Source organism: Clostridium paraputrificum (genome assembly GCF_900447045.1).
Classification (GTDB): Bacteria; Bacillota; Clostridia; order Clostridiales; family Clostridiaceae; genus Clostridium; species Clostridium paraputrificum.
Genome location: NZ_UAWH01000018.1, coordinates 70,297 through 91,172, shown reverse-complemented (window position 1 = coordinate 91,172; position 20,876 = coordinate 70,297). Strand labels below are relative to the sequence as shown.

Below are 20,876 nucleotides of genomic sequence, written 5' to 3'. Positions count from 1 at the left end.
AAATTGAGCATATACCTATAGTTATTTAATTTTCATAGAAAAGGAGAAAATATTCTCCTCTACAAAATAATCCTTCTGTTTAGTACCAACAGTCGTAATCTTTTTCGTTCTTCTCTTCTTTGCAATCACACCAGTAGTTATGACCACAATCTTCATCTTTCTTTTCCCATTCAGATACATCGATATATTTTTTACATTCTTTTTTACATTCTTTTTTGCATTCTTTCTTGTATTCTTCACACTTTGGTTCATGACACTTAGGTTCTTTCCATTCACATTTCTTTTCTTCAATAGTAGAACATCCTAAATACTTAGTTCCTAAATCTATTGTTTCTACCTTATGATGAACTCTATTACAGTCCTCAACATAATTCTTAACAAAGTGACAATCAGTTACCATAATATCATTGAATCTAGTAAAATGGTTGTTATGATAATGCTTGTTAACGATAGTTTCCTTCTTACCACAAACTTCATATTCTTTATCATAGCACTTTGTAGTGCCCTCTTTTACTTTAACTTCACACTTTTCTTCACATTTATCTTCAGGTTTATTGTTATATTCATAATCTTCTTTATACATTCTGATATCCTCCAAAAACAAAATTTAATTATAGTTTATATTATGTATAATTCACATAATATGTGATATATTTCTTCTAAATTTTTATTTTATTTTTGAAGTTATTATGTATCCCCCTCTATTATCCTTAGATATCTCTATGGTTTTGTACTCTTTTGGAATATCTAAAGAATTATTATGAGAAGATTGATATGAAATTATATATTCACCATATTTATAGAACTTATCTTTTTCATAAAGATGGTAATATTCTTCTAGAGTTAGTCTATTATTATAAATAATATTAGAATGAGGTAATCCAACATACCTTATATGCCAAGGTTCATAATTAAAACCTGTCTTGCTCTTTCCTAAAAAAGGATACCTTATTATAAAACCATATTTGTAAGCATTACTATTAACCCACTTACCTACTTGTGATTTTATAAAGTTCTTTTGTGCTAGTGTATGTACATATAAATCTAAAGCCAGTCCAATCTCATGCTCACTATATCCAACCTTTGCAGCAAGAGAACTATCCTCCTTATATAAATCTTCTTGTTCTCTCTTATCTCTATAAGTAGACATAATTAAAAGCTTGTCCTCAGTATACTCTTTTGAATCCTTAAGTAAGGATTCTAATGGCTCTACCACCTCTCTATTTACAAAAAGATCTGTATCTCTAAATTCTACCAAATTCAAATTATCGTTATAATCTAGCTTATTATCATTATTTACAAGCCACATATTGTTGGTATATTTTATATTATTATATTTTCCTTCCTCTATATCTGATATATCTACCTTCTGTGTTACAATATCAAGTTCTTCTAGTGTAATACTTTCTCTTTTATCAAATAAAGTCATAATTCCATATTTAATATCAGGTCTTTTTATAGCTGTATAAGCTATCATAATAATTATTATTGCTAGCGTAATTAATATCATATATTTATTTTTTTTCATATAAACCTCCAACAAATTAAGTACTATTTAAATTTATCAATAAGTTCTTATTATTAATTTATGGAAACTTATATTAATCTTAGCAATATCTTAGGATTTTCTTAAAGTTTTTAGTTAAAAAAGACATCAACTAATCAGTTTTTAACAACTGATTAGTTGATGTCTTTATTAATCATATAAATATTTATAGATATAACTTTATATTTGTTGGCTATACTTTGTAAAGCTTACATGCTCCAAAGCTAATAAAATAACCCTAAGATACCTTATTTTTAAGTCTTAATTTATCAGCTATAATTGCTATAAATTCCGAATTGGTAAAGTGGTTATTTTGTTGACTAATTGTAGTAAACATACTGATTTCATTAGCTTCTAACCACATTTTCATATCAATAAACTTTTATCAAATATACTTAAATTATGTAACAAAAAACCTGATAATTAGTTGGTGTCATTACATAATATTTATTGCTATTATTATATAACTATATTTACTAATTATCAAGATATTCTTTTTCTTAATGGTCTACCTAATCTATCTCCTCTATCTCCTCTTCCATATCTCATTTCAATTGTACTTCTTGAAATTCCTGTTAACTCACTTAATTCTGACAATGTCATATCTTTTCCACGGAATAATATATGAATAGTATTTCTTTTATTATTGGCTTGTTGATAATCTGTTGCCCACCTACAATTTGAAGGTTCATAGTCACCATTTGAATCTATTCTATCTATACTTAACCCTTGACTATATCCATTAGCATATGCCCAATTATGAAACTCTAAATAATTATTTCTCCATACATCGCACACCTTTACTCCTCTAGCTCCATAATTATAATAATCTTTATTGTTAGGATTATAGCAACGTTGTTTCATCATAACCCATATACCATATAACTTTGTCTTTTTACATAATCCATGTTTTATTGCCATATATTAAAAACCTCCTTTATAAATAAAAAGACGAGTACAAAATTGTACCCGCCACTTATGTATCTAGTTCATTTGCTATTTTATCTACCTTATCTTCTATAATTCCTAATTTTATATTCATGCTAGAACATAATTCTCTATTAGTCTTTACTAATTCTTCATTGACTTTAGTTATTCTATTCATCTGTTCTACGATTAATCCCCAAACCTTTTTATAAAAGAACCATAGCAATAATAATACTAAAGCTATTGGGAATCCTAAATTTGTTACTAATTGTCCCAAGTTATTTATATCCATTTATCTTTAGTCCTCCTTTTCTTTTAATGTTTGTTTTACTGTAGATTGTCCAAAATAAAAAGATACTATCATTACGCCCACAGTGCTAAACTGTTCTGCTGAAATAGTACCTCTTATTGCTAATCCACAATATACACTAATAACTAAAATAGCTATTATCTTTTTTACGCTTATTAGTGCTGTTAATCTATTTACAAATTGATTCATACAGATACCTCCTTTGTTTAAGATTTTATGCAATAACATTTATAGATATTTTCACAGTAATAGTTTTACTATCCTTATGTTGCATCAAGTACGTCTGACTTCCACTTGTATAAAATTCAACGCATAACGGAAATACAGTACCACTTAATTTTATAATTCCATTAGTATAATCGACTTCTTGATAAATTCTTTGATTTCCAAATAAGGTAAGTGGATATGTAGAAAGAATTTCCTTATAGTTGCAATCTGCTACAAACTTTTTACCTTTAAATTCATTCGGTAAAGTAATATTTAAACTCCAAGTACCAGTATCACTTACTGTTACATTCTTTATATCATAGTAATTCAAATGATAGTATTCTCTTTTACTATCACCAAATTTATTATAAAATCCTTCAGTTGGACTTATAACTACCTCGCTTCCATCTGACTGTTTAGATTTAAATACTCCACTATTTAAGTCTAATGTTGTTGCCCCATTATCACTTTGTATTAATATTGCTGATAATACACCAGTTCTAATAAAATCAGCTACAATTGTGCCATCCATAGTCATAGCTATATCAGGATTACTATTAAATCCATCCTTAAAATATCCTATTCCCCCCAAAGTAGCTTTCCACCCTTTAGTTGCTGTATTTTTATCAGGTGTGTCCATAATAGCCCACCCATTTTTATCATATACAAAATACCCGTCTTTACCTAATGTGTTAATCATATTTCCTGCCAACTCTTTAGCTTGTGTTAAGTATGAGCTAGATGAAGGAATTGCATCTAATTTTTTTAGTATTTCTGATATACTAACCTTACTAACTTGAATAGGATTATTGGATAATATAGTGTTTGTAATTTCCTGTTTTACTGTATTAAATTCAATATCCACAACCCTAACAGCTATTTTAATGCCATATTTCTCTTCGTATACGTGAACCGTATCACCCTTACGAACTATCTCTATTAAACCCTTTATATCCTTATATTCTTCTGTATCGCCTATGAGAACAAAGTTAATATTATAAGTAGCTTTTAACTGGTCTATATGGTTTTCTGTAAATTCTTTTTCTGCTAATTCTGCTAGTTTAGCATATGCTTCTTCTTCAGTTTCGCATATAATATCACCTTCATCAGCGACTATATTTTCTCCATTAAGTTTTACATTTTCATACTTTAAACTTTTAGTTAATATCTTACCGTCATAACTTTCTAGGTATTCACTATCAATAAAATAAGGCAGTTTAAGAGTATCGAACCCTCTTACATCTAGTCTAGTAAAAACATTATCTAAATTAATATCTTCCTCAAAGCCTTGTAGATTCTTTCTACTTCTTATCTCATAGCCTCTGTCTTTACCTTCTCTTTGCAGTAAAGAAACTCTATATCCTTCTCTTTGTACCTCTCCACCCCATCTGTTTTGAAAGGACTGGTCACAATCATGTAAGGCTTGATATAATGACATTCCTTGATAATACGCCGTAGATACAGATCCTAAATCAGAATAAAACTCAATGTCTTTTGCATATTGTCTATCTTCTCCATACTCTACAGAGTTTTCCTTAATGTATTGTAGAGCACTTAAAGCACTCTTGTTTTCCGGTCTTACATCCCTTAAATAAATATCTAAAGTATCTGATATAGTTATCTGCCTAGCAAATACTCTAAGGTAATTTAAATCTTTAACTGTATTTTCAATTCTAAAAATCTCATATCCATAATGTACTTTTATTTTAAGTATACAGTTTCTTTCTATATTCTTATAAAGTCCCTCTTCATCTATAATAAAGCTACCTTCCCAAGTATACTCTTTATTCTTAAATATACCTTCAACTTGAATATCATTAAGCACAATACCATTGTTATTTAATACCTTACTCTTAGGCGTTTGTGGAGGAAATACACTTATAATAACTTCATTCATCTACACCACTTCCTTTACTAAGTTATATAGTTTATTGTAAGCAATACAAATATTAACTCTTCCATCGGTTTTAAATTTAATAGCATTAATACCAACAGGAACATTAAAATATTCCCCAGTAACAGTTCTATTAATATCTCCTACCCATTTGTTATGTAGTATTTGCTTTTTAAAATCTATTTCAAACTCATCATTATTTTCTAAATTAATTTTTAACTTTTTATTAGTCTTTGCATTAGTTATTTCTATGTATGTAGCCCCTCTATTTTCTATACATACCGATGGATATAAAGGAAACTCTCCATTATTATTAATTTCATAAACGCGTTCTTCATTTTTTACAACTTTATTTAGACAATAAGTATTACTATGTTTTATCTTTTTTATTTGCATAATAACGTTTATTTTTCCTGTATTATATCCCTTAAACCACTCTAATTTATCTTTTATAAAAAAGCATTGATAATTATAGCAGTCGCCTAATAATACCATTGTTTTATATCCATTTTTAAATATACTTTTATCTAATTTATCTAATTGAGAACTAACAAATGGTACTATATTCCCTCTTCTATCTTTGTTAACTAAAGTTACTTTTGTTCTTATATATTCATCTGTTTCAACTTTTTCAAATCCATTTAGATTTTTACACTCCTCTATTTCAACATAGTTATCGTCATGGAATAGTGTAAAACTTTTACTATTATAAGAGAACTTCATCCTCTTACCTCCTTTCTATATAAAGAAAATACAGGCAAGAGTTAGTCCTACCTGTATTTGTTCTTGAATTTTATTATTACATTTTCAAAAGTACCTTCGCATTTAATTGTATTTACTCCCTTATCCAATATAGGATATGAGCCTTGTACATCTACGCTTTTATCTTTGTTGTTAGTTTTATCTAGGCAAATAAACCTATCTATTAATATATCTCCATTTACATCTTCTATAGTAGTAGTTTTATCATTTATAGTTATTGTGATATCTCCACTACCTCCTATAATCTCTACAGTAGGTTCAACTTTAAAGTCTCCTTGAACTAGAGTTGTATGCTCCAAATTATCACGTATTGTTGGAACTGTTTCTATCCCATCCTCATACATAAAAGGCTCAACAACAAAAGTAATTGTAAATTCTCCATACATTTTTATTTCTTTAACTATATTCCCTATTTGTACCTCTCTAACTACAAAATATTTATCTCTTCTATCTATATAAAGTTTATTACTATTTATTCTACCAAGTAACCATTCTTCAATAGATTCAACATAATCCCACATAGCATTAATATCTAACAATCTTACTTTTAAAGATATATTATCTCTTTTATATGTACCTTTCTTTTTTTGGTAAGATTCGCTTTTACCTTCTATAGATATATACTCTACATCCTCCCGAATCCTAGGAATAGAAGGATATTCTGCTAAAACTAAATCAAATCTTAGTGAATTGCTATTATTAAATATAAAACTATATTCTTCGTTGTTTACAGGTATACCATTATCAAAAAACATCTTCTATCCCTCCTTTAGTACTGATAATCAACGCGTCTTACTTCCAATTTATCTAGTCTGTCTTTCATCTTGTAAGCTGTTTTATTAACAAATTCATCTGCAGATATATAAACTAATATAGGTCTATTAGCTATTGCATCCATCTTATCCCAAAGAATATCTAATGGTATTATAGCTTCACTATTATTTCCTTGTCCTTTATTTGCATCTCCAACACCTATTCCACCTGGCAATATTGTTCTCTTGTTAAAGATAGCACCTGAAGAATACCAATCAACCCCTAGCCGTGGAACACTTGGTGGCATTAAACTAAATTCACCTTCTAGTTTAAAATGTGGCATTTTTAGTTTAGGAAATTCCCAATCGAATTTAAAAAATCCTTTTATTTTATCTATTGCACCACCGATTATATCTTTTATTTTCCCAAATATTTCAGACGCTTTTTCTTTTACTGTGTCCCAATTTTTATACAGTGCTATACCTGCTGTAACTAAACCTGCAACTACTGCTATTACGGCAAGAGCGGGACCCATTATAGTTCCAATCGATACACCACAGGCACCAGCAATAGTAGCTACTCCCGTTAACATTCCTATTAAAGATGGTAATAATGCAACCAATCCTCCTGTAACAAGAACAACTTTTTGAGTTGTTGGACTTAGATTATTGAACCAATTTACAAGCTGTTGAATCCATCCTACTAATTTACTAATAATAGGCAATAACAAAGTCCCTGCTACTTCTTTTAAATCTCCTAAATCATTTATGAGTTGTGTTTGTTTCCCTTGAGGTGTATTAGCAATTTCTTTATTTAAATCACCATAATTTGCTTTTAATACATCTGCTATAACACTTGCCCTTTGTTGCTCAGTTCCAGTTTCTATTATTTTCTTTTGGTGTTCGTCCATTGTTACACCAACTCTTGTTAATGCAGTTGCTTGTCCCTGCATAGCTTTACCAATCATGTTCGCATACCCCATCATATCTTCCTGAGTAGCATTAACACCCTTTTGGTTTACTGCAAGATTATACATACCATCACTTAAAGTTTTAATAGAATCCGAGGTCAAGTTAAAAGTAGCTAATTGAGACATTCCTGCCATACCTACCTCGTCTCCAATTACACCTACTTTCTGAAGTTGACTAGCATACTTCTTTAAGTCTTCGACATTAGCCTGAGTAGCTTTTCCAGTAGCCATTAAATTATTCTGCAACTTCGTTTCTGCCATGATTTGAACATTAGCACCAGCCACACATTCCTCTGCAAAAGATTTTATTTTGCCCAAAGAAAAAGTAGAAGCAATTGTTAACCCTACGCCTTTTAAAGCGTTAGCAAAACTTTTACCTCCACCTTCTGTTTTTTTCATATTTTCACCAGTTTGTTTAACGCCCTGATCTACTTTCTTTAATCCGTCTAAAACCTCTTTACTATCTAGTTCTATACTTCCTTGTAATTTAAAAACTTCACTCATTTAATCTCACCTCCAATTCTACTTTTTTTCATTAAGAAATGATGCTAAAAGTTTACTTGCGTTATCTTTTCTATTTTTAATATCCTCTTCTTTTATAGCTGTATTATTTTCACTATTAAGTGTATTTTCTAATCTTATCTTTTCTTTGTATTCTTTATAAGATAGATTTTCTCCAACAACTTGAAGAAGTAAGTTATCAAAACAATACTTTTGAAATATTCTACTATCGTTATATTCTTTTATAACCTCTCCGATTATATATAAAGATTGTCCTAACTCTATATCTTTTATATAAGACATGCAACCACTTTTAATTAGTATTCCTATTAAACTAGTTCCTACTTCTTCAAGTTGGTTGCTAATTTGAAAAAACCTTGGAAAGTTGGACTTTGAATAATGCCTTTAATCATTTCAGCAGTTTCAGCAACATCTTGCTCTTCAATTTTCTTTGCATCTGTTTCAAATATCTTAGCCAATACCCTATATACTTCCTTTTTAGCACTAGGTATTCTTAGCACAAAATCTAATCCAAATTCACTGTCTAAAGTGTCTTTTTCTTCTTTTATATTATTTAGTTTTTCAGCTATATCATTATGTTCTTCTAATATTTTATCCGCCATTAAAGACTTTTCAGCATCTGAAAGTGCTAAATACTTTTCTGTATCTCCAATTCTATCTATTAAAAGATTTTGTAGTTTTCTATACTCACTGCTTTTACTATTTTCTAATTTTGAATCTGTTTTTATATAATTAACTAATATATCTTTTAAAGATAACTTATTTAATAATCCTAATAAATCTATAGCCTCATCTGTAGTAATTTTTAAGCTCTTATCTTCATTTAACATTTTAATACCTCTTCTTTCTTTTAAATATAATAAAAGAGATTAGATTTCTCTAACCCCTTAAGCTACCTTTGGAAATGCTATCTCAAACGGATGTTTGTCAGTTTTATAGCATCCCTTAAATTTCATAGATATACCTGCTTCATCTTTGTCCTTGCATTCAAATCTTACACCTTCTGGATTATAAGAGTTAAATACATGGACTATAACAGGTTTTTCCGAATTATGCTTTTTACCTACAACTATTAAGTCTTTATAATTTGTAGATTTAAAATCTTTTATTGGAGCATAAACATCAAATTCTGTACTAGCACTTTCTGTCTTTTCTATTAAACTTGCATTTAATACATTTTCGTTAAAATCAAGTATAGTTGTTTCTGCTGTTACGTCCCACTTAATAATCCTTTGCCAATTTACTTGATCCCTTTCAAGGCTACCTGCATGTTCTATATTTCTAATTTCAGGCTTTGCTTCAAATTTTAAAGAACCCTTTGCAACTCCTAATTCTTTTCCCTTTATAGTTTCTAATATATTATCCATGCCAGTTCCACTTAGGTCTCCAAAATCTCCCCAATATAAAACAGCATCATCTACAACAATATTTATATTATTTGTTTCCATTTATATCCTTCCTTCCTAATAATAATTTATTATGTAATTTAACGTAGTATAGTGTTTCTTATCCTCAAAATCATTTATTGGAATAAAATAAGAATTTTCTCTAACTATCCTACAATTACAAGGCTCTAAATAAACCTTATTTATAACTTTATCTATATCAACTGCTTGTTTCAAAACAGGTGTTTCATTTTCTAATTTGCTTATTATCTGTATCTCTAAATTAACTTCTTTTTTATATACTTCATCGGCTATATTGGTAAATTTATATACAGTATAGATATTGTTAAAATCTAATTCTTTATCATTTTCATCTTTAGAAGGTAAATGGCTAAAAAAAGGATCATATGGTTTTAATAATTTATATATTTCTTTTTGTAGAATACTAAACTCCACTATCTGCCAACCTCCTTTAAATGCCTTGATATTATATCTATAGCATTATTACTATAATCTCTTATTGAATTTTGAAACCAACCATGTGTGCTAATATTAGGTCTTAAAGTGGTATACGGTGCATAATCTAAAGACGAACCAAATAAAATAGAATAACATTTATCCCTCTTCGCTTCTTTAAATGTTAATGATCTTCTTAAGTTACCTGTTTGGACAGGAGTATTAGCTTGTAAATTAGATGTACCACCTATGCCTATTTCTTTTAAAGCTCTTTCTATAGCTTTTTCAATTTCATTAGCTGTTTGGCTACAATTATTTATTATCTTCATTTATTTTCACATCACTTTCTTGGATAGCATAGCAATTATATAAGCTATCCTCTATTTCATAAACTTTTCCTTTGCAATATATTAAATCATTAACATTTAAACTTTCATCACAAAATATTTGCTTTTTAGATTTTATACTTTGCCCCCATGTATAAGTTCTTTCTTTCTCGCTTATTGGCTGTAAACTTACTCTGTATATAGTTTCATCTAATAAAAAAGTTGTAACTATTTTACCTGTATCATCTTTTATTTTACTTTTAATTACTTTTTGCATATCTGCATTTTTAAAGAAAACCATTTTCCCACCTACCAAGTCATAAAATTAATAGGTCTAGGCAATACTGCTTTAACATCTTCAGTAATAACTATATTTTTAATATTAGTATTAAAGCTAATAGACTGATTACCTTGAGAAATAGAAGATACATTGCTAATTCCACCACAAACTTCATAATTAGCTTTTAAGTTATTTATTATTATTTTAATTGCAATTGTAAAGTTATTCTCTATATACTCTTTTGTGTATTTAGAATTATTTAAATAATTTTGTATAGATATAATTGCTATCTCTTTTAACTCATTTTCACTATACATATATATCATCTCCTTTTTATAAAAATAGGACAGGAAGGAGATTATCCTATCCTATCCATTAAAAATTAGCCTACATTTTCTTCTTTTCTCTTTACAAGCACAGCTTCAGGTTTTGTTACATCTACACCATAAACAAGTCTACCTTGTACAGCAGATGCCCCAATAAAGTTACCACTTCCAGCTAAATCTTGTAAGTGAACTGGTACAGAGAATTCCATAACTCTAGAAGCAAAAAGTGGATGTCCTGCGATTAATTCTGTTGTAGTCTTTTTAGAACCTACCTCTTCTGTATTTTCAAACATCATGTTCGCTGATTCAAAACAAGCAAATCCACCAATCATACCAAAAGCACCTTGCTCAACTAATTTTTGAGAAATATCTCCTTGCTTTATAAATTCAGGATCTTTTAAAATTAAAGCCTTTGTTTCAGGAGATACTATTAGCCATCTACCCTTTGTTGGTACACCTGCTCTAGTCATCTTAGCAAACATATCTAAAATAGTAGAATAAGCATTAGATTTTGTTAAAGCTGTCTTAGTATCTAATACTGTTCCCTTCTTTTCTAAAGCATTTATAGAGTCCTTATCTACTTGTAAAGATAAGCCATATCCAGCACTATCTAATCTATCAGCCACAATTCCATCAGGTACCGCTTGTGCATCGAAACCGTCTATAATTTCATTCACTGCCTTGTCCTTATCTATTAATAAATCCTTATATGTAGTAGACCTCGTTTCTCCCTTAAGACCATTTGCTTTGTCATAATCTTTTACATTTACTTCCCCTCTTACAGGAATCTTAACTTTACCTGCCTTTGGATCACCTTCATAGGAATTATTAAAAATTAAATTATCTCTAGTAACTAATTCCTTTCTTAATTTTGCTAATACTAAATTTGAATATCTTTCTTGTTGTGTATGTGCCATAAAAAAACACGCTCCTTTTCTTATAATATTTATTTTTAGGATTTTATTCTTTACCCCCTATAAGTCACCCACTAAAAAAGGGCATAAAAAAAAAGACTAGTTATATATCATTTCAAACTAATCTTCATTATTGTGGTGCTAAATCTCCATTCATTTCATAGAATGCTTTTTCAACACCAGTTAGTGCTACCCCTCCGCCAGAAGTAGGAGGAATATATTCATTTTTATTTAAAATTTCATTTGTGCTAGAAGTGACAGCACTTTGCAATATAGTGTTTATTTTTTCTATATTTCCATTAAATACTTCTTCTTCATCGGCATAAATAAAATCTAACAAATCTACAGGTAACCCCTTTTCTGTTAAAACCTTAGAATAATTAGCTTTATTAGTAGCTATAGTTTTTTCTTTTTCCATTTCTGCTAATTTAGTTTCTAATTCTTCAAGTTTTATTTGTTCAGGAGTTTTTCCCTCATTTGATTTTGCTTTAACAGCTTCATCTATAAGTTTTTGCATATCATTTTCTTTAAATTTGGCTATTGCATTACTTTTAGCTGTTTCAATAGCTTTACTACTATATATATCACAAATTCTATCCAACCAACTCCTACCCTCTCCTTCTTTAGTCCACGCTTCCACAGACTCTCTATTAATTTGAGGTTTCATTGATTCCATAAATTCTTTTACTTCCTCTGTTTCACTATTATCGTTTAAATATTTTTTTATTTCTTCAATATCCATATGTATCATTCCTTTCACACGCTAACCCTTAGACTAGCACATATTTATTTTTATTTATTAAGCTACATTTTTAGTTTGTAACCACTCATCATAATACATCCACCTTAAAGGTGTACCATCTTGTAATTTTCCAGCACTTTTACTATATTTTCTACGTAAACAACATCTAGATATAATTTCCGGATATCTTATTCCATAATAATTTGCCCCCTCTTTTACACTATTAAATACCATAAAGGTAGTGGTACAAATTATTTTTTTGCTACTATAATCATTTCCAATTAGTGCATTACTGATTTTATTTTTGGTTTCCTCTGATAATTTTTTACCCTTATTACATTCACTTAAATGTTTTCTAGTTAATTCATTATTCTGATTTTCTTTTCTAGTAACCCATCTTAAATTTTCTACTCTATTATCTGTTTTTATAGTATTACTATGGTCTATAAATGGTTTATTTTGTGGGTTTGGAATAAAAGTCATAGCAACTAATTTATGGATGTTATGAGTTTTTCGTTTCTTATTTTTATACAAGTTGACTTGTAAATACCCAGTAACCTTATTAATTTTAGGTTTTAATATTATTTCTTTTGTATAATACCCTACACCTTTTATTTTAGGTAAACTCATAATTCTCCCACAATTACTCACTCGGTATAAATCTTCATACCCTTCTATGTCTCGCCATATTTCATTTTCATAATTAACTTTACTACTCATTTATATAAATCTATCCTTTCTACTATTTTTTACATAATAAAAAGGATAGGCTGGTAGGAACATACCCTACTCATGCTTTAACCTATCCATTAATTAATTTTAAATACAATAAAAACCTATACTTCTATAAGCCTTGTTCTTTTTTCCAATCATTATAAGAATTCCAACTTATAATTTCTTTAGTTTCATTGTCCATTCTTTTATTAGGTTTCCAATTTGGATTAGGAATTGCTGAATAAGTACACCTACAGCCAACATGCACAGGAGTTTTAACTGGTTCTTCTCCCCTTTTATATACTTGTCCATCATATTCTCCACAATCATCACACGTATGGTTGTCCAATGTTCCCATATACATTACATATTCAACTCCTAAATCGTTCATCCATTTACTATTACTCTCTTCCATTACCCTAGCTGTTTCGTTATTTATAAGTCTTTTAGTTGCATATGCACTTTGATTAAATCTATCTTTAAGAATAGTGCTTATATTATTTACAGATGTTTTGCCTTCTATAAAATCTTTTATTTCTTTTTGTAGTATTTTAGCTATATTATTTTTATTAGACCAAATTCTATCAGAATAATTCTTTCCCTTAATAGTCTTATTAATAATCCTGTTAAGTGTTTTAGAATCAATCTTTTTTAAATTAAAGTCCAATCCTAAAGATAGATTAAAGCTATTTAGATAATATTTATCTTTTGCTATATTATTTAATAAGTTACCAATATCTTTACTTTCAATTTCTGCTTGTTCTTTAAAAGTAGATGTAATAGAATTAGTTATTTCTTTATTTATCTTCATCTTTTCAATATCTGATAAATTCATTACATTTTCAGTAATTTCATACTTCAGCATTATGTTAGCTACTTCATTCAATATTTTATCTCTATCTTTTTTATGTAAAGACATTAATTTCTTTATATCCCTATCATATATATCAAATAGCAACTTATTAATTTCTATATTATTATCAGTAAATTTAATCTGATACTTATTCGGTTCCATCGTCTAACCCCTCTTTATTGGCGAAATTATCCATATCAAACATATTATCCTTAGCTTTTTTATCTTCCTCTTCAATTTTAGCTTCCTCATTAACGCTAACAGAAGACAACCAAGATCTTTTAGTTTCGTTACTAACAACATCATGAGGTATTTTAGAGATTCTATCTGCTATTCTATCCTCATCAATAGGAACGTTAGGGGTAAATTTAACCTCTATTAAGTTAACATCATACCTCTTTCCTTGAGTCATATCTAAATACTTAAACATACATTCTAGTCTCGTTCTAAGCAAGTTCTCAAAAGCTTTTGCATTATAAGTACACTTACTTTCTAACCCTTGTAATCTACTACGTAAAGCTACTCCACTTAAATTAGATTGTAGTTTTTCATTAGTATCGATATGATTAGTTAAGACATACATTAAATCCTTAATATCATTTCTAGTATTTCTTATAAATGCATCGTTAACATTTTTTATCAACCATTCTGCATCAGGCTTTGAATCACCTTCTCCATTAAAATACATGATTTGATTATTTCTAATTATAGGCTCTTTCTTTTTTACATTCCCATTTGCATCTAATATAGGATTACCTTCTTTATCTACTTCATCTTCTAATGTAATATTAAATATCTTCAAAATTGCATTTCTTAAATCGGATATTTCCGAAGCACTATCTCCTAAATTAGTTTCAAAGGCATCTTGTAGAGTTTTAATTGTTCTATATATAGTTTTATCACCTTCTATATAACCTCTATCTTCGTTATAAGAATTACCTCCAATCATTCCTACACCTACCGGAACAATACCAAAAAAGTGTGGTGTTGGAGTTGAAACTTCATTGAAACTATGGTTAAAGTGATAAATAGTAGTGTTTGTATATACATCTATAAACTCATCATCTTTAAAAGGCTTTTTAAAAACATGAATAAACATTACAGGCTCGTCATCTTCATCTACGAACATATATCCGTTTAAAGGACTTACCTTCTTACTTTTAAACTTACCATTCTTTCTATAATTAATTTCATAGCAAATTCCGTATTTAATTAACTCCATTCCTAGGTTAATATCATAATCAGCCTTGTATCCACTTAAAATATAATCTATATCCTTAATAACTTCTTTATTATTATCTTTAGATACATATGTAATGTTATTTCCAAAGCTATAACTTGCCTCTTCATCAACAAATTTTTGAACAAAATTAGTTCTAGGCTTTAAATTTGCTCTACCTGCCATTGGTTTGAAATTAACTAAACTATCTGTGTTTCCATAGTAATATTTATTAATTTTATCGTAGTACTCTAATTTACTGGAATACATTTTATAGCACAATTTAGCTAATCCAATTACTGCATTTTCATTCATTTACTTTTCTCCTTTCTATCTGTATAAATCTGTAATAGAACCTATTCTTAAAGTTCCACTCTTATTTTTACCTCCTACTTTATCCATGACACTATATCTAAATGCATCCATAAAGTGGTTATATTTATCTATTGGTTTATTAATATATTCATTTGTTTTTCTGTCTTTTAACCAAGTATAGTTCTTAAATTCCTCTTGAACTTGTACACAACTAGGATGTATATATATTTTATATTGTTGTATAAGCTGGATACCATTATTTATACTATCATGCCCTTTACTGGCTCCTATAACTCTTCTACAACCTAATCGCTTTAATTCTTCTATACTTTTGGGTTCAGAACTATCACACACCAATCTCTCTTTAACTAGTCTATTTTCTTCTAATACTTTAAAAATATCTTCATTTGTCATGTGTGTTTGTCCATACTCCCAATAAATATATATTTCTTTATCTTTTTCATTTATTAAGGACGCTATAATCGCTGTTTTATCGTTTGTGAATCCCCAGTCTAATCCAAAAATAGCATAATATTTGTTAGTTTTTAGCAATTCTATATAGTCAAAATCTTTAACTTCCCAATTTGTATATACTAATTTATCTAAGGTAGCAAACTCTCCAAGAGCATAAATGTTATAATATGCTGGGTTTGTTTTCTTCATCTCCAACAAATTATTTATGTAGTCCTGTGGTAAAAACCTATTGTCTAAATATGTTGTATGCAAAATTGTTGTTGTATCTTTGTTGTAATCTGCATCTTCTGCAAACCACTTTTTGTAAACCCAATTAGATTTAGATATAGGGTTAAATGACACAATAACTTGATTAAATGGATTTTTAGAACGTAGTCTTAAACATAGTTGGTCGTAATCAAATTCATCAATATCTGTTGCCTCTTCTATCCAAATATCATCAATATTAGCTATGGACTTAATCTTTTCAGGGTCATCTAATCCTTTGCACAAAAAAAGACTACCATTAGGTAGTTCTATTGTTAATTCTGTTTTGTTTATCTTACATTTATCATACAATTGCCAATCCGATAGTGTACTTTTAAATAATGCAAATACAGAATCTCTTAGGGTATTATTTATTTTTCTAATTACTAAGCATTTTCTGTTTGGATATTTAAGGTATTTATAAAGTAATTTCTGAGTGACAAAAACAGATTTACCACTACCACCTCCACCATAATACACTTCGTGCCTTTTATTATACTGCTCTAAGTACGGCAGATACGCATCATTAAACATTTTCTTAGATATTTTAAACTTTGTAGTAGCTATATCTACCACCTCCTTTTGTCTAATTTGGGGTATAAAAAAAGAACTAGAATTTTATATCTAGTTCTCAAATTCTATCGAGATATTGATTTTGATATTTTTTCTATATACTTTATGCTTTCCTCAATTTCTATGGACTTAATTTGTAATCTACATATATCATCTTTAATACTTTCTTTTAGTTCAACATTTGCATTTATTCTATTACGTCTTTCCAATTCATCATCAATAAATATTACTAATGTTTCACAAATTGATGCTTTATCAGCTTTCTTTAGTGTTCTTATACTAATTACGCCTATAAAAATATATAATGCAATTATAGGAAGAAAACTACTATTAATTAATTTTAACGCATTACTTAGATTATTTTCCGGAGCCTCTTTATATTCTTTCATTTGCTCATTTACATAATCTATATATTCTTCATTTGAATGTTCTAATTTATATAATTCGAATTTTTTATCATACATATATCTTAAATGTGCATCTGTAGAAACTGTAGTACTACTATCTATCCCTTGAACAATAGTCATGAACGATATAATTATTGTTACTAAAATTGTAAATCCACTTAAAACATTTTTATAATTCCTATTCGTTTTACCACATGCTATTAATTTATATTTCTCTTTATTTAGTTCTTCCTCACTAAGTTTCTTTAGTCTTTTGATTTCATTAACAATTTTATCTTCTTGTTTTTCTTTATCCCTTTTTCTACTTTTTTTAATCATTCTTCTAATTTTTTTAATCATAATTTCACCTCAGCAAAATAATTCTACATTATATATTATTTTCCTGCATTATGTTATATAGTTCCTTTTTATGAGAAAAAATATTTTCTGTAGGTATACCCTAATATATAGACCTAAAATTTAGAATATACCCCCTATCTAATCAATTATTTCCCTATATTTTAAACACAAAATATAAAACTTCACTAAATAATCAATTTCACGAAATAATCTTACACACTACTCTAACCCTTGGTACTAAGCCATTCCTTAGTTATCCACAGCTATTATATTCTCAATTAGATGTACATTTTTGTTTAATTATACTAAACTTTTTGGCTCTTTTTTATTACTTCGTGTAGGTCAACACGAATTATCAATTAGAACTGCCTAATTATTTCCCTACATTTATATAGTAACTACAATAGAACCTACATATATTATATGTAAGCTCTTTCTAATTACTAGTCCTCTAATGATACTTCTATAGTATTAGTAGTTTGTACTACCTCTTGCTTATCTGCCCATCCAAAATTCTTTAAAGAGAATATGTAACTGACTGGATTCTTACTACAAGAAGGATCTAACATCTTCTTTTCGCTATAATTTTGGCACATTAAATATGCCCTTTTAACGATGTTACTAAGTTGTTGTTTCGTATCTATATCCAGTTGTTTTAATATATTAACATCATCAACACAGTTCTTGTAATCTCTTAAACTCTTCATGGATATCCCTAATACCAATGCTAATCCTGTTACTGTATAAGGTTCATTATTATCATCACATTCTTTAAAATAAGCTTCAATTGTATTTGCTACTTCTTCAGCATCTTGAAATTTTGGCGGTCTACCTGTAAACTTCATTATATCACCTCCTAATACGCTTAACAAGTTTACAGCTTTAACCCATCATTAATAGATTTCAAAGCTGTTTTGGAATAAATTTCATTAACATACTCTTCAATTACACTTTCTAAATCATCATTTTTAACTATAAAAAACACCTTAGTACCATTCAATAATCCTTCAATTATTTTATTTCCTAACAGGTATGGATTTTCTTTAATTCTTAGGTTTTTAAATTCTATACTTTGTTCATTTAACATTATATTTTATCACCTCCTTATTCTTTATAAAAATAAATACCAACTAATTCATTTTCCTTAATGTTATTTTTATCCATAATATCTCTAATTCTTCTAATATATCTTTTTTATTATTTATAACAAACTTTCTATTATAAGTTTTTAAAACTATTCTCATTATCTTTCACCTACCTTGTGATAATGAGAAAATATATCTTCATTTTCCTCATAAACAAATTTATGTGTGTCCTCATTTAAAATATCTCTTTTATTGCTTACTAAATTATTTCTAAGGTATATAAAATCTCTTAAGTCAACCATTTGAGACGCTTCTCCCCTCATAGCCTTTCTGTACTCTCTGTTTATTGCAACTATTGCAACATTATAAGGAAATACAAATTCTACCTTTCCATCTTCGCATTTTTCTACACTAGGCAATATACTACTTTGCAAAGCAATATAAGTAGCAGTATTAACACTTGTAACTCTAAATTTTCTCGATTCTTCCATCTTTCAACACTCCTCTTAATTAAAATTCTAGGTACAAAAAAAGCACCACATCAACCTTCTAATTAGAAAGCTCATATCGTGCTTTTAAAAAAAATAGTTGGGAGGATACCCCCCCTCCCATCATAAAAATTTAGACTAGTTTTGTTCTAGTCTTTTTATTATGCAAAAAAAGTTATTAAAAATCATATTTTAGAAATTAAATTAAAATTAAATTAAAAAGTAATTAATAAATATATTGATTTTAATAAATTCATAACAAGTATTATACTAATACATTAATTTCATCTTCTTAACTCTACTTATTCGCTTATAGATGCAACTACTATATTAAAATAAGTTTATATTAAGGTTGCACAAGACAAAACTAATATAAAAATAAAATACTTATAACAATACACCATTAAATGTAATCTTATAAATATTCTTTAAATCCGATTTTTCAGCACTTTAGGGTAAATCGGGAAACCAAAATAATAAATAGAGCGATGGCGTTTTAACCACAGAAAGGAAATTACCTATCTTATACCTGTATATGGACTGCCCTTACTAAGTTAAGCAAATGTGCAAGGAGGTGGCTGGATTGGCTACCAGCAAGTAACTTAGAACTTTTTGAATGAGATTAGAATATTGATCCAATCAAGCAGATTAAACATCTATTTTTATCCTTTGTAATAGGTGATTAAATGAAAAGATTTTTTCTTTCCACAAACTCTAGCAAGGAACGGTTTAGTGACTTGCTAGAGATTGGTTCTAGTTATATCTTTTTAAAAACTGAATTTTATTGCAATAAAAAGAACTATCCAAATAGATAATCCTTATATAAAATCAAGTTTAGTTTTTAATTAAGCAATAATTTCCACACTATATTTATTATAATTCTTTCAAATAAATAGCATCTATTGAAACACCAATATTATCAATAGTGCAACTATTTACCTTCAAATATCCTTCTTTCTCTAATTTCTCAACACAACGTTTATCTTCTGCGTATGACCTTAAATCACCACAAATATACATTGCAATAATTTTTTGGTCTATTCCATTATTATTTTCTTTAATAAACTTTTTCACATAATTCATTCTATCCATACCCTTTACTCCCTTCATTTAATATTAACTTACCTTCACCACTTCCCTCAGTTACTTAAATATTCCACAAAAGTTTTCCAATTCCTTCATAATATTAAAATTTTATTCACATTTATTAATTCCCCCATTTAGGTGAACCATTATAACTAATAGTTAGAGTCCTTTATCCTAATAACCACTCTTACTTTAACTACGAGTCCTTTAAACTAAAGACAATTAACCAACCACTATATCCTTCCAGTCTCCATCTCCTTGGTAGCTATAGTTAATATCTAACTTCTTAAGTAAATTAATAAGGCTAATTTTACCTCTATTTATAGCTCTAAGTTTATTAAATAAATCAATTTGGTGTTTCTTATCTAATACATTGCCATTCTTATCTATATAATTCTCTATTATTTTCCTAGATGCATCTAAAGTTTTATCTACTTCTCCACTTTCTATTTTTTCTATTTCTTCTAACATTCCATTTACTACAAATGCGATGTTGCTTATGTCACCTTTAACCTTCATTAACTTTTCTTTAAACTCTTTTAAATCTTCCATACTTACTACTCCTTTCTCTACGAGGTACTAACGCCCTCATAAATTCGGTTGTTTAAATAGACAAACAAAAAAAGGCAAGTGTCGGTAAACCTCCACTAAAGCCTTTCATTATTTATCTATTTAGATTGTAATTTTTTCTTTGTTTTATCTTTAGACCCTTTAAAAGTCTGCAAGCCATTGGTATTACTAGCTTATAACCACTTTT

29 protein-coding genes are annotated in these 20,876 nt (G+C 28.4%); all 29 read right to left on the bottom strand.

The window, feature by feature from the left end:
* Positions 1-79: 79 nt before the first annotated feature.
* Positions 80-583, bottom strand: coding sequence for a hypothetical protein (locus DR024_RS16150; protein WP_111919222.1), 504 nt, complete (start codon positions 581-583; stop codon positions 80-82).
* 84 nt (positions 584-667) lie between these two features.
* Entirely contained in the window at positions 668-1,528 is an 861-nt protein-coding gene (locus DR024_RS16145) for a M15 family metallopeptidase (RefSeq protein WP_111919220.1), read from the bottom strand.
* Positions 1,529-1,784: 256 nt separating this feature from the next.
* Positions 1,785-1,916, bottom strand: coding sequence for a hypothetical protein (locus DR024_RS18295; RefSeq protein WP_423236504.1), 132 nt, complete (start codon positions 1,914-1,916; stop codon positions 1,785-1,787).
* A gap of 113 nt (positions 1,917-2,029) precedes the next feature.
* A complete protein-coding gene (locus tag DR024_RS16140; RefSeq protein WP_111919218.1) occupies positions 2,030-2,467 on the bottom strand; it encodes a sigma-70 family RNA polymerase sigma factor in 438 nt (145 codons plus the stop codon).
* Positions 2,468-2,522: 55 nt separating this feature from the next.
* Positions 2,523-2,765: a hypothetical protein gene (locus DR024_RS16135; protein ID WP_111919216.1), complete on the bottom strand. Its 243-nt coding sequence runs from the start codon at positions 2,763-2,765 to the stop codon at positions 2,523-2,525.
* Positions 2,766-2,771: 6 nt separating this feature from the next.
* Positions 2,772-2,972, bottom strand: a complete 201-nt coding sequence (locus DR024_RS16130) for a hypothetical protein (RefSeq protein ID WP_111919214.1) — start codon at positions 2,970-2,972, stop codon at positions 2,772-2,774.
* A gap of 25 nt (positions 2,973-2,997) precedes the next feature.
* Positions 2,998-4,887, bottom strand: a complete 1,890-nt coding sequence (locus tag DR024_RS16125) for a phage tail spike protein (RefSeq protein ID WP_111919212.1) — start codon at positions 4,885-4,887, stop codon at positions 2,998-3,000.
* The gene (locus tag DR024_RS16120; protein WP_111919210.1) at positions 4,888-5,607 is read right to left on the bottom strand and encodes a hypothetical protein; all 720 of its coding nucleotides are present in this window, start codon (positions 5,605-5,607) and stop codon (positions 4,888-4,890) included.
* A 47-nt stretch (positions 5,608-5,654) separates the two neighbouring features.
* Positions 5,655-6,401, bottom strand: coding sequence for a hypothetical protein (locus DR024_RS16115; protein ID WP_111919208.1), 747 nt, complete (start codon positions 6,399-6,401; stop codon positions 5,655-5,657).
* 14 nt (positions 6,402-6,415) lie between these two features.
* Positions 6,416-7,873 (bottom strand): phage tail tape measure protein, encoded by a 1,458-nt coding sequence (locus tag DR024_RS16110; protein ID WP_111919206.1) that lies wholly within the window; start codon positions 7,871-7,873, stop codon positions 6,416-6,418.
* Between the two features lie 18 nt (positions 7,874-7,891).
* On the bottom strand, positions 7,892-8,173 hold the full coding sequence (locus DR024_RS16105) for a hypothetical protein (protein WP_111919204.1): 282 nt from the start codon (positions 8,171-8,173) through the stop codon (positions 7,892-7,894).
* A gap of 38 nt (positions 8,174-8,211) precedes the next feature.
* On the bottom strand, positions 8,212-8,721 hold the full coding sequence (locus DR024_RS16100) for a hypothetical protein (RefSeq protein WP_111919202.1): 510 nt from the start codon (positions 8,719-8,721) through the stop codon (positions 8,212-8,214).
* A gap of 57 nt (positions 8,722-8,778) precedes the next feature.
* Positions 8,779-9,339: a hypothetical protein gene (locus DR024_RS16095; RefSeq protein WP_111919200.1), complete on the bottom strand. Its 561-nt coding sequence runs from the start codon at positions 9,337-9,339 to the stop codon at positions 8,779-8,781.
* 15 nt (positions 9,340-9,354) lie between these two features.
* Positions 9,355-9,732, bottom strand: a complete 378-nt coding sequence (locus DR024_RS16090; protein WP_111919198.1) for a hypothetical protein — start codon at positions 9,730-9,732, stop codon at positions 9,355-9,357.
* Positions 9,732-10,061, bottom strand: coding sequence for an HK97 gp10 family phage protein (locus tag DR024_RS16085; protein ID WP_111919196.1), 330 nt, complete (start codon positions 10,059-10,061; stop codon positions 9,732-9,734). Before DR024_RS16085 ends, DR024_RS16090 begins: the two co-directional genes overlap by 1 nt.
* A complete protein-coding gene (locus DR024_RS16080) occupies positions 10,045-10,359 on the bottom strand; it encodes a hypothetical protein (RefSeq protein WP_111919194.1) in 315 nt (104 codons plus the stop codon). The genes DR024_RS16085 and DR024_RS16080 overlap by 17 nt, the downstream gene beginning before the upstream one ends.
* Positions 10,360-10,367: 8 nt before the next feature.
* Entirely contained in the window at positions 10,368-10,655 is a 288-nt protein-coding gene (locus DR024_RS16075; RefSeq protein ID WP_111919192.1) for a hypothetical protein, read from the bottom strand.
* Between the two features lie 65 nt (positions 10,656-10,720).
* Positions 10,721-11,581, bottom strand: coding sequence for a hypothetical protein (locus tag DR024_RS16070; RefSeq protein WP_111919190.1), 861 nt, complete (start codon positions 11,579-11,581; stop codon positions 10,721-10,723).
* Between the two features lie 127 nt (positions 11,582-11,708).
* Positions 11,709-12,329 (bottom strand): DUF4355 domain-containing protein, encoded by a 621-nt coding sequence (locus DR024_RS16065; RefSeq protein ID WP_242983117.1) that lies wholly within the window; start codon positions 12,327-12,329, stop codon positions 11,709-11,711.
* A 48-nt stretch (positions 12,330-12,377) separates the two neighbouring features.
* Positions 12,378-13,040: an NUMOD4 domain-containing protein gene (locus tag DR024_RS16060; RefSeq protein WP_111919186.1), complete on the bottom strand. Its 663-nt coding sequence runs from the start codon at positions 13,038-13,040 to the stop codon at positions 12,378-12,380.
* Positions 13,041-13,164: 124 nt separating this feature from the next.
* A complete protein-coding gene (locus tag DR024_RS16055; protein ID WP_111919184.1) occupies positions 13,165-14,049 on the bottom strand; it encodes a minor capsid protein in 885 nt (294 codons plus the stop codon).
* Positions 14,036-15,421 carry a phage portal protein gene (locus DR024_RS16050; RefSeq protein WP_111919182.1) on the bottom strand — a complete coding sequence of 462 codons (1,386 nt, stop codon included), beginning with the start codon at positions 15,419-15,421 and terminating at the stop codon, positions 14,036-14,038. Before DR024_RS16050 ends, DR024_RS16055 begins: the two co-directional genes overlap by 14 nt.
* Before the next feature lie 15 nt (positions 15,422-15,436).
* Entirely contained in the window at positions 15,437-16,717 is a 1,281-nt protein-coding gene (locus DR024_RS16045) for a PBSX family phage terminase large subunit (RefSeq protein ID WP_242983114.1), read from the bottom strand.
* A 62-nt stretch (positions 16,718-16,779) separates the two neighbouring features.
* Positions 16,780-17,460: a hypothetical protein gene (locus DR024_RS16040; RefSeq protein WP_111919180.1), complete on the bottom strand. Its 681-nt coding sequence runs from the start codon at positions 17,458-17,460 to the stop codon at positions 16,780-16,782.
* 443 nt (positions 17,461-17,903) lie between these two features.
* Complete coding sequence (locus tag DR024_RS16035; protein WP_111919178.1) at positions 17,904-18,305, bottom strand: terminase small subunit; 402 nt, start codon at positions 18,303-18,305, stop codon at positions 17,904-17,906.
* Positions 18,306-18,334: 29 nt separating this feature from the next.
* Complete coding sequence (locus tag DR024_RS16030; RefSeq protein ID WP_111919176.1) at positions 18,335-18,547, bottom strand: hypothetical protein; 213 nt, start codon at positions 18,545-18,547, stop codon at positions 18,335-18,337.
* Positions 18,548-18,703: 156 nt separating this feature from the next.
* Positions 18,704-19,036: a hypothetical protein gene (locus tag DR024_RS16025; protein WP_111919174.1), complete on the bottom strand. Its 333-nt coding sequence runs from the start codon at positions 19,034-19,036 to the stop codon at positions 18,704-18,706.
* A gap of 870 nt (positions 19,037-19,906) precedes the next feature.
* Positions 19,907-20,143 carry a hypothetical protein gene (locus DR024_RS16020; RefSeq protein ID WP_111919172.1) on the bottom strand — a complete coding sequence of 79 codons (237 nt, stop codon included), beginning with the start codon at positions 20,141-20,143 and terminating at the stop codon, positions 19,907-19,909.
* A 198-nt stretch (positions 20,144-20,341) separates the two neighbouring features.
* Positions 20,342-20,671, bottom strand: coding sequence for a hypothetical protein (locus DR024_RS16015; protein ID WP_099327556.1), 330 nt, complete (start codon positions 20,669-20,671; stop codon positions 20,342-20,344).
* Positions 20,672-20,876: the final 205 nt, after the last annotated feature.

Coding starts and splice junctions, on each gene's coding strand:
- DR024_RS16065 (WP_242983117.1), bottom strand. CDS start 12,329: ATGATACATATGGATATTGAAGAAATAAAAAAATATTTAAACGATAAT.
- DR024_RS16135 (WP_111919216.1), bottom strand. CDS start 2,765: ATGGATATAAATAACTTGGGACAATTAGTAACAAATTTAGGATTCCCA.
- DR024_RS16085 (WP_111919196.1), bottom strand. CDS start 10,061: ATGAAGATAATAAATAATTGTAGCCAAACAGCTAATGAAATTGAAAAA.
- DR024_RS16100 (WP_111919202.1), bottom strand. CDS start 8,721: ATGTTAAATGAAGATAAGAGCTTAAAAATTACTACAGATGAGGCTATA.
- DR024_RS16125 (WP_111919212.1), bottom strand. CDS start 4,887: ATGAATGAAGTTATTATAAGTGTATTTCCTCCACAAACGCCTAAGAGT.
- DR024_RS16020 (WP_111919172.1), bottom strand. CDS start 20,143: ATGAAGGGAGTAAAGGGTATGGATAGAATGAATTATGTGAAAAAGTTT.
- DR024_RS16150 (WP_111919222.1), bottom strand. CDS start 583: ATGTATAAAGAAGATTATGAATATAACAATAAACCTGAAGATAAATGT.
- DR024_RS16110 (WP_111919206.1), bottom strand. CDS start 7,873: ATGAGTGAAGTTTTTAAATTACAAGGAAGTATAGAACTAGATAGTAAA.
- DR024_RS16055 (WP_111919184.1), bottom strand. CDS start 14,049: ATGGAACCGAATAAGTATCAGATTAAATTTACTGATAATAATATAGAA.
- DR024_RS18295 (WP_423236504.1), bottom strand. CDS start 1,916: ATGAAAATGTGGTTAGAAGCTAATGAAATCAGTATGTTTACTACAATT.
- DR024_RS16140 (WP_111919218.1), bottom strand. CDS start 2,467: ATGGCAATAAAACATGGATTATGTAAAAAGACAAAGTTATATGGTATA.
- DR024_RS16105 (WP_111919204.1), bottom strand. CDS start 8,173: ATGTCTTATATAAAAGATATAGAGTTAGGACAATCTTTATATATAATC.
- DR024_RS16025 (WP_111919174.1), bottom strand. CDS start 19,036: ATGGAAGAATCGAGAAAATTTAGAGTTACAAGTGTTAATACTGCTACT.
- DR024_RS16095 (WP_111919200.1), bottom strand. CDS start 9,339: ATGGAAACAAATAATATAAATATTGTTGTAGATGATGCTGTTTTATAT.
- DR024_RS16050 (WP_111919182.1), bottom strand. CDS start 15,421: ATGAATGAAAATGCAGTAATTGGATTAGCTAAATTGTGCTATAAAATG.
- DR024_RS16040 (WP_111919180.1), bottom strand. CDS start 17,460: ATGATTAAAAAAATTAGAAGAATGATTAAAAAAAGTAGAAAAAGGGAT.
- DR024_RS16080 (WP_111919194.1), bottom strand. CDS start 10,359: ATGGTTTTCTTTAAAAATGCAGATATGCAAAAAGTAATTAAAAGTAAA.
- DR024_RS16035 (WP_111919178.1), bottom strand. CDS start 18,305: ATGAAGTTTACAGGTAGACCGCCAAAATTTCAAGATGCTGAAGAAGTA.
- DR024_RS16075 (WP_111919192.1), bottom strand. CDS start 10,655: ATGTATAGTGAAAATGAGTTAAAAGAGATAGCAATTATATCTATACAA.
- DR024_RS16030 (WP_111919176.1), bottom strand. CDS start 18,547: ATGTTAAATGAACAAAGTATAGAATTTAAAAACCTAAGAATTAAAGAA.
- DR024_RS16120 (WP_111919210.1), bottom strand. CDS start 5,607: ATGAAGTTCTCTTATAATAGTAAAAGTTTTACACTATTCCATGACGAT.
- DR024_RS16015 (WP_099327556.1), bottom strand. CDS start 20,671: ATGGAAGATTTAAAAGAGTTTAAAGAAAAGTTAATGAAGGTTAAAGGT.
- DR024_RS16130 (WP_111919214.1), bottom strand. CDS start 2,972: ATGAATCAATTTGTAAATAGATTAACAGCACTAATAAGCGTAAAAAAG.
- DR024_RS16060 (WP_111919186.1), bottom strand. CDS start 13,040: ATGAGTAGTAAAGTTAATTATGAAAATGAAATATGGCGAGACATAGAA.
- DR024_RS16145 (WP_111919220.1), bottom strand. CDS start 1,528: ATGAAAAAAAATAAATATATGATATTAATTACGCTAGCAATAATAATT.
- DR024_RS16115 (WP_111919208.1), bottom strand. CDS start 6,401: ATGTTTTTTGATAATGGTATACCTGTAAACAACGAAGAATATAGTTTT.
- DR024_RS16070 (WP_111919190.1), bottom strand. CDS start 11,581: ATGGCACATACACAACAAGAAAGATATTCAAATTTAGTATTAGCAAAA.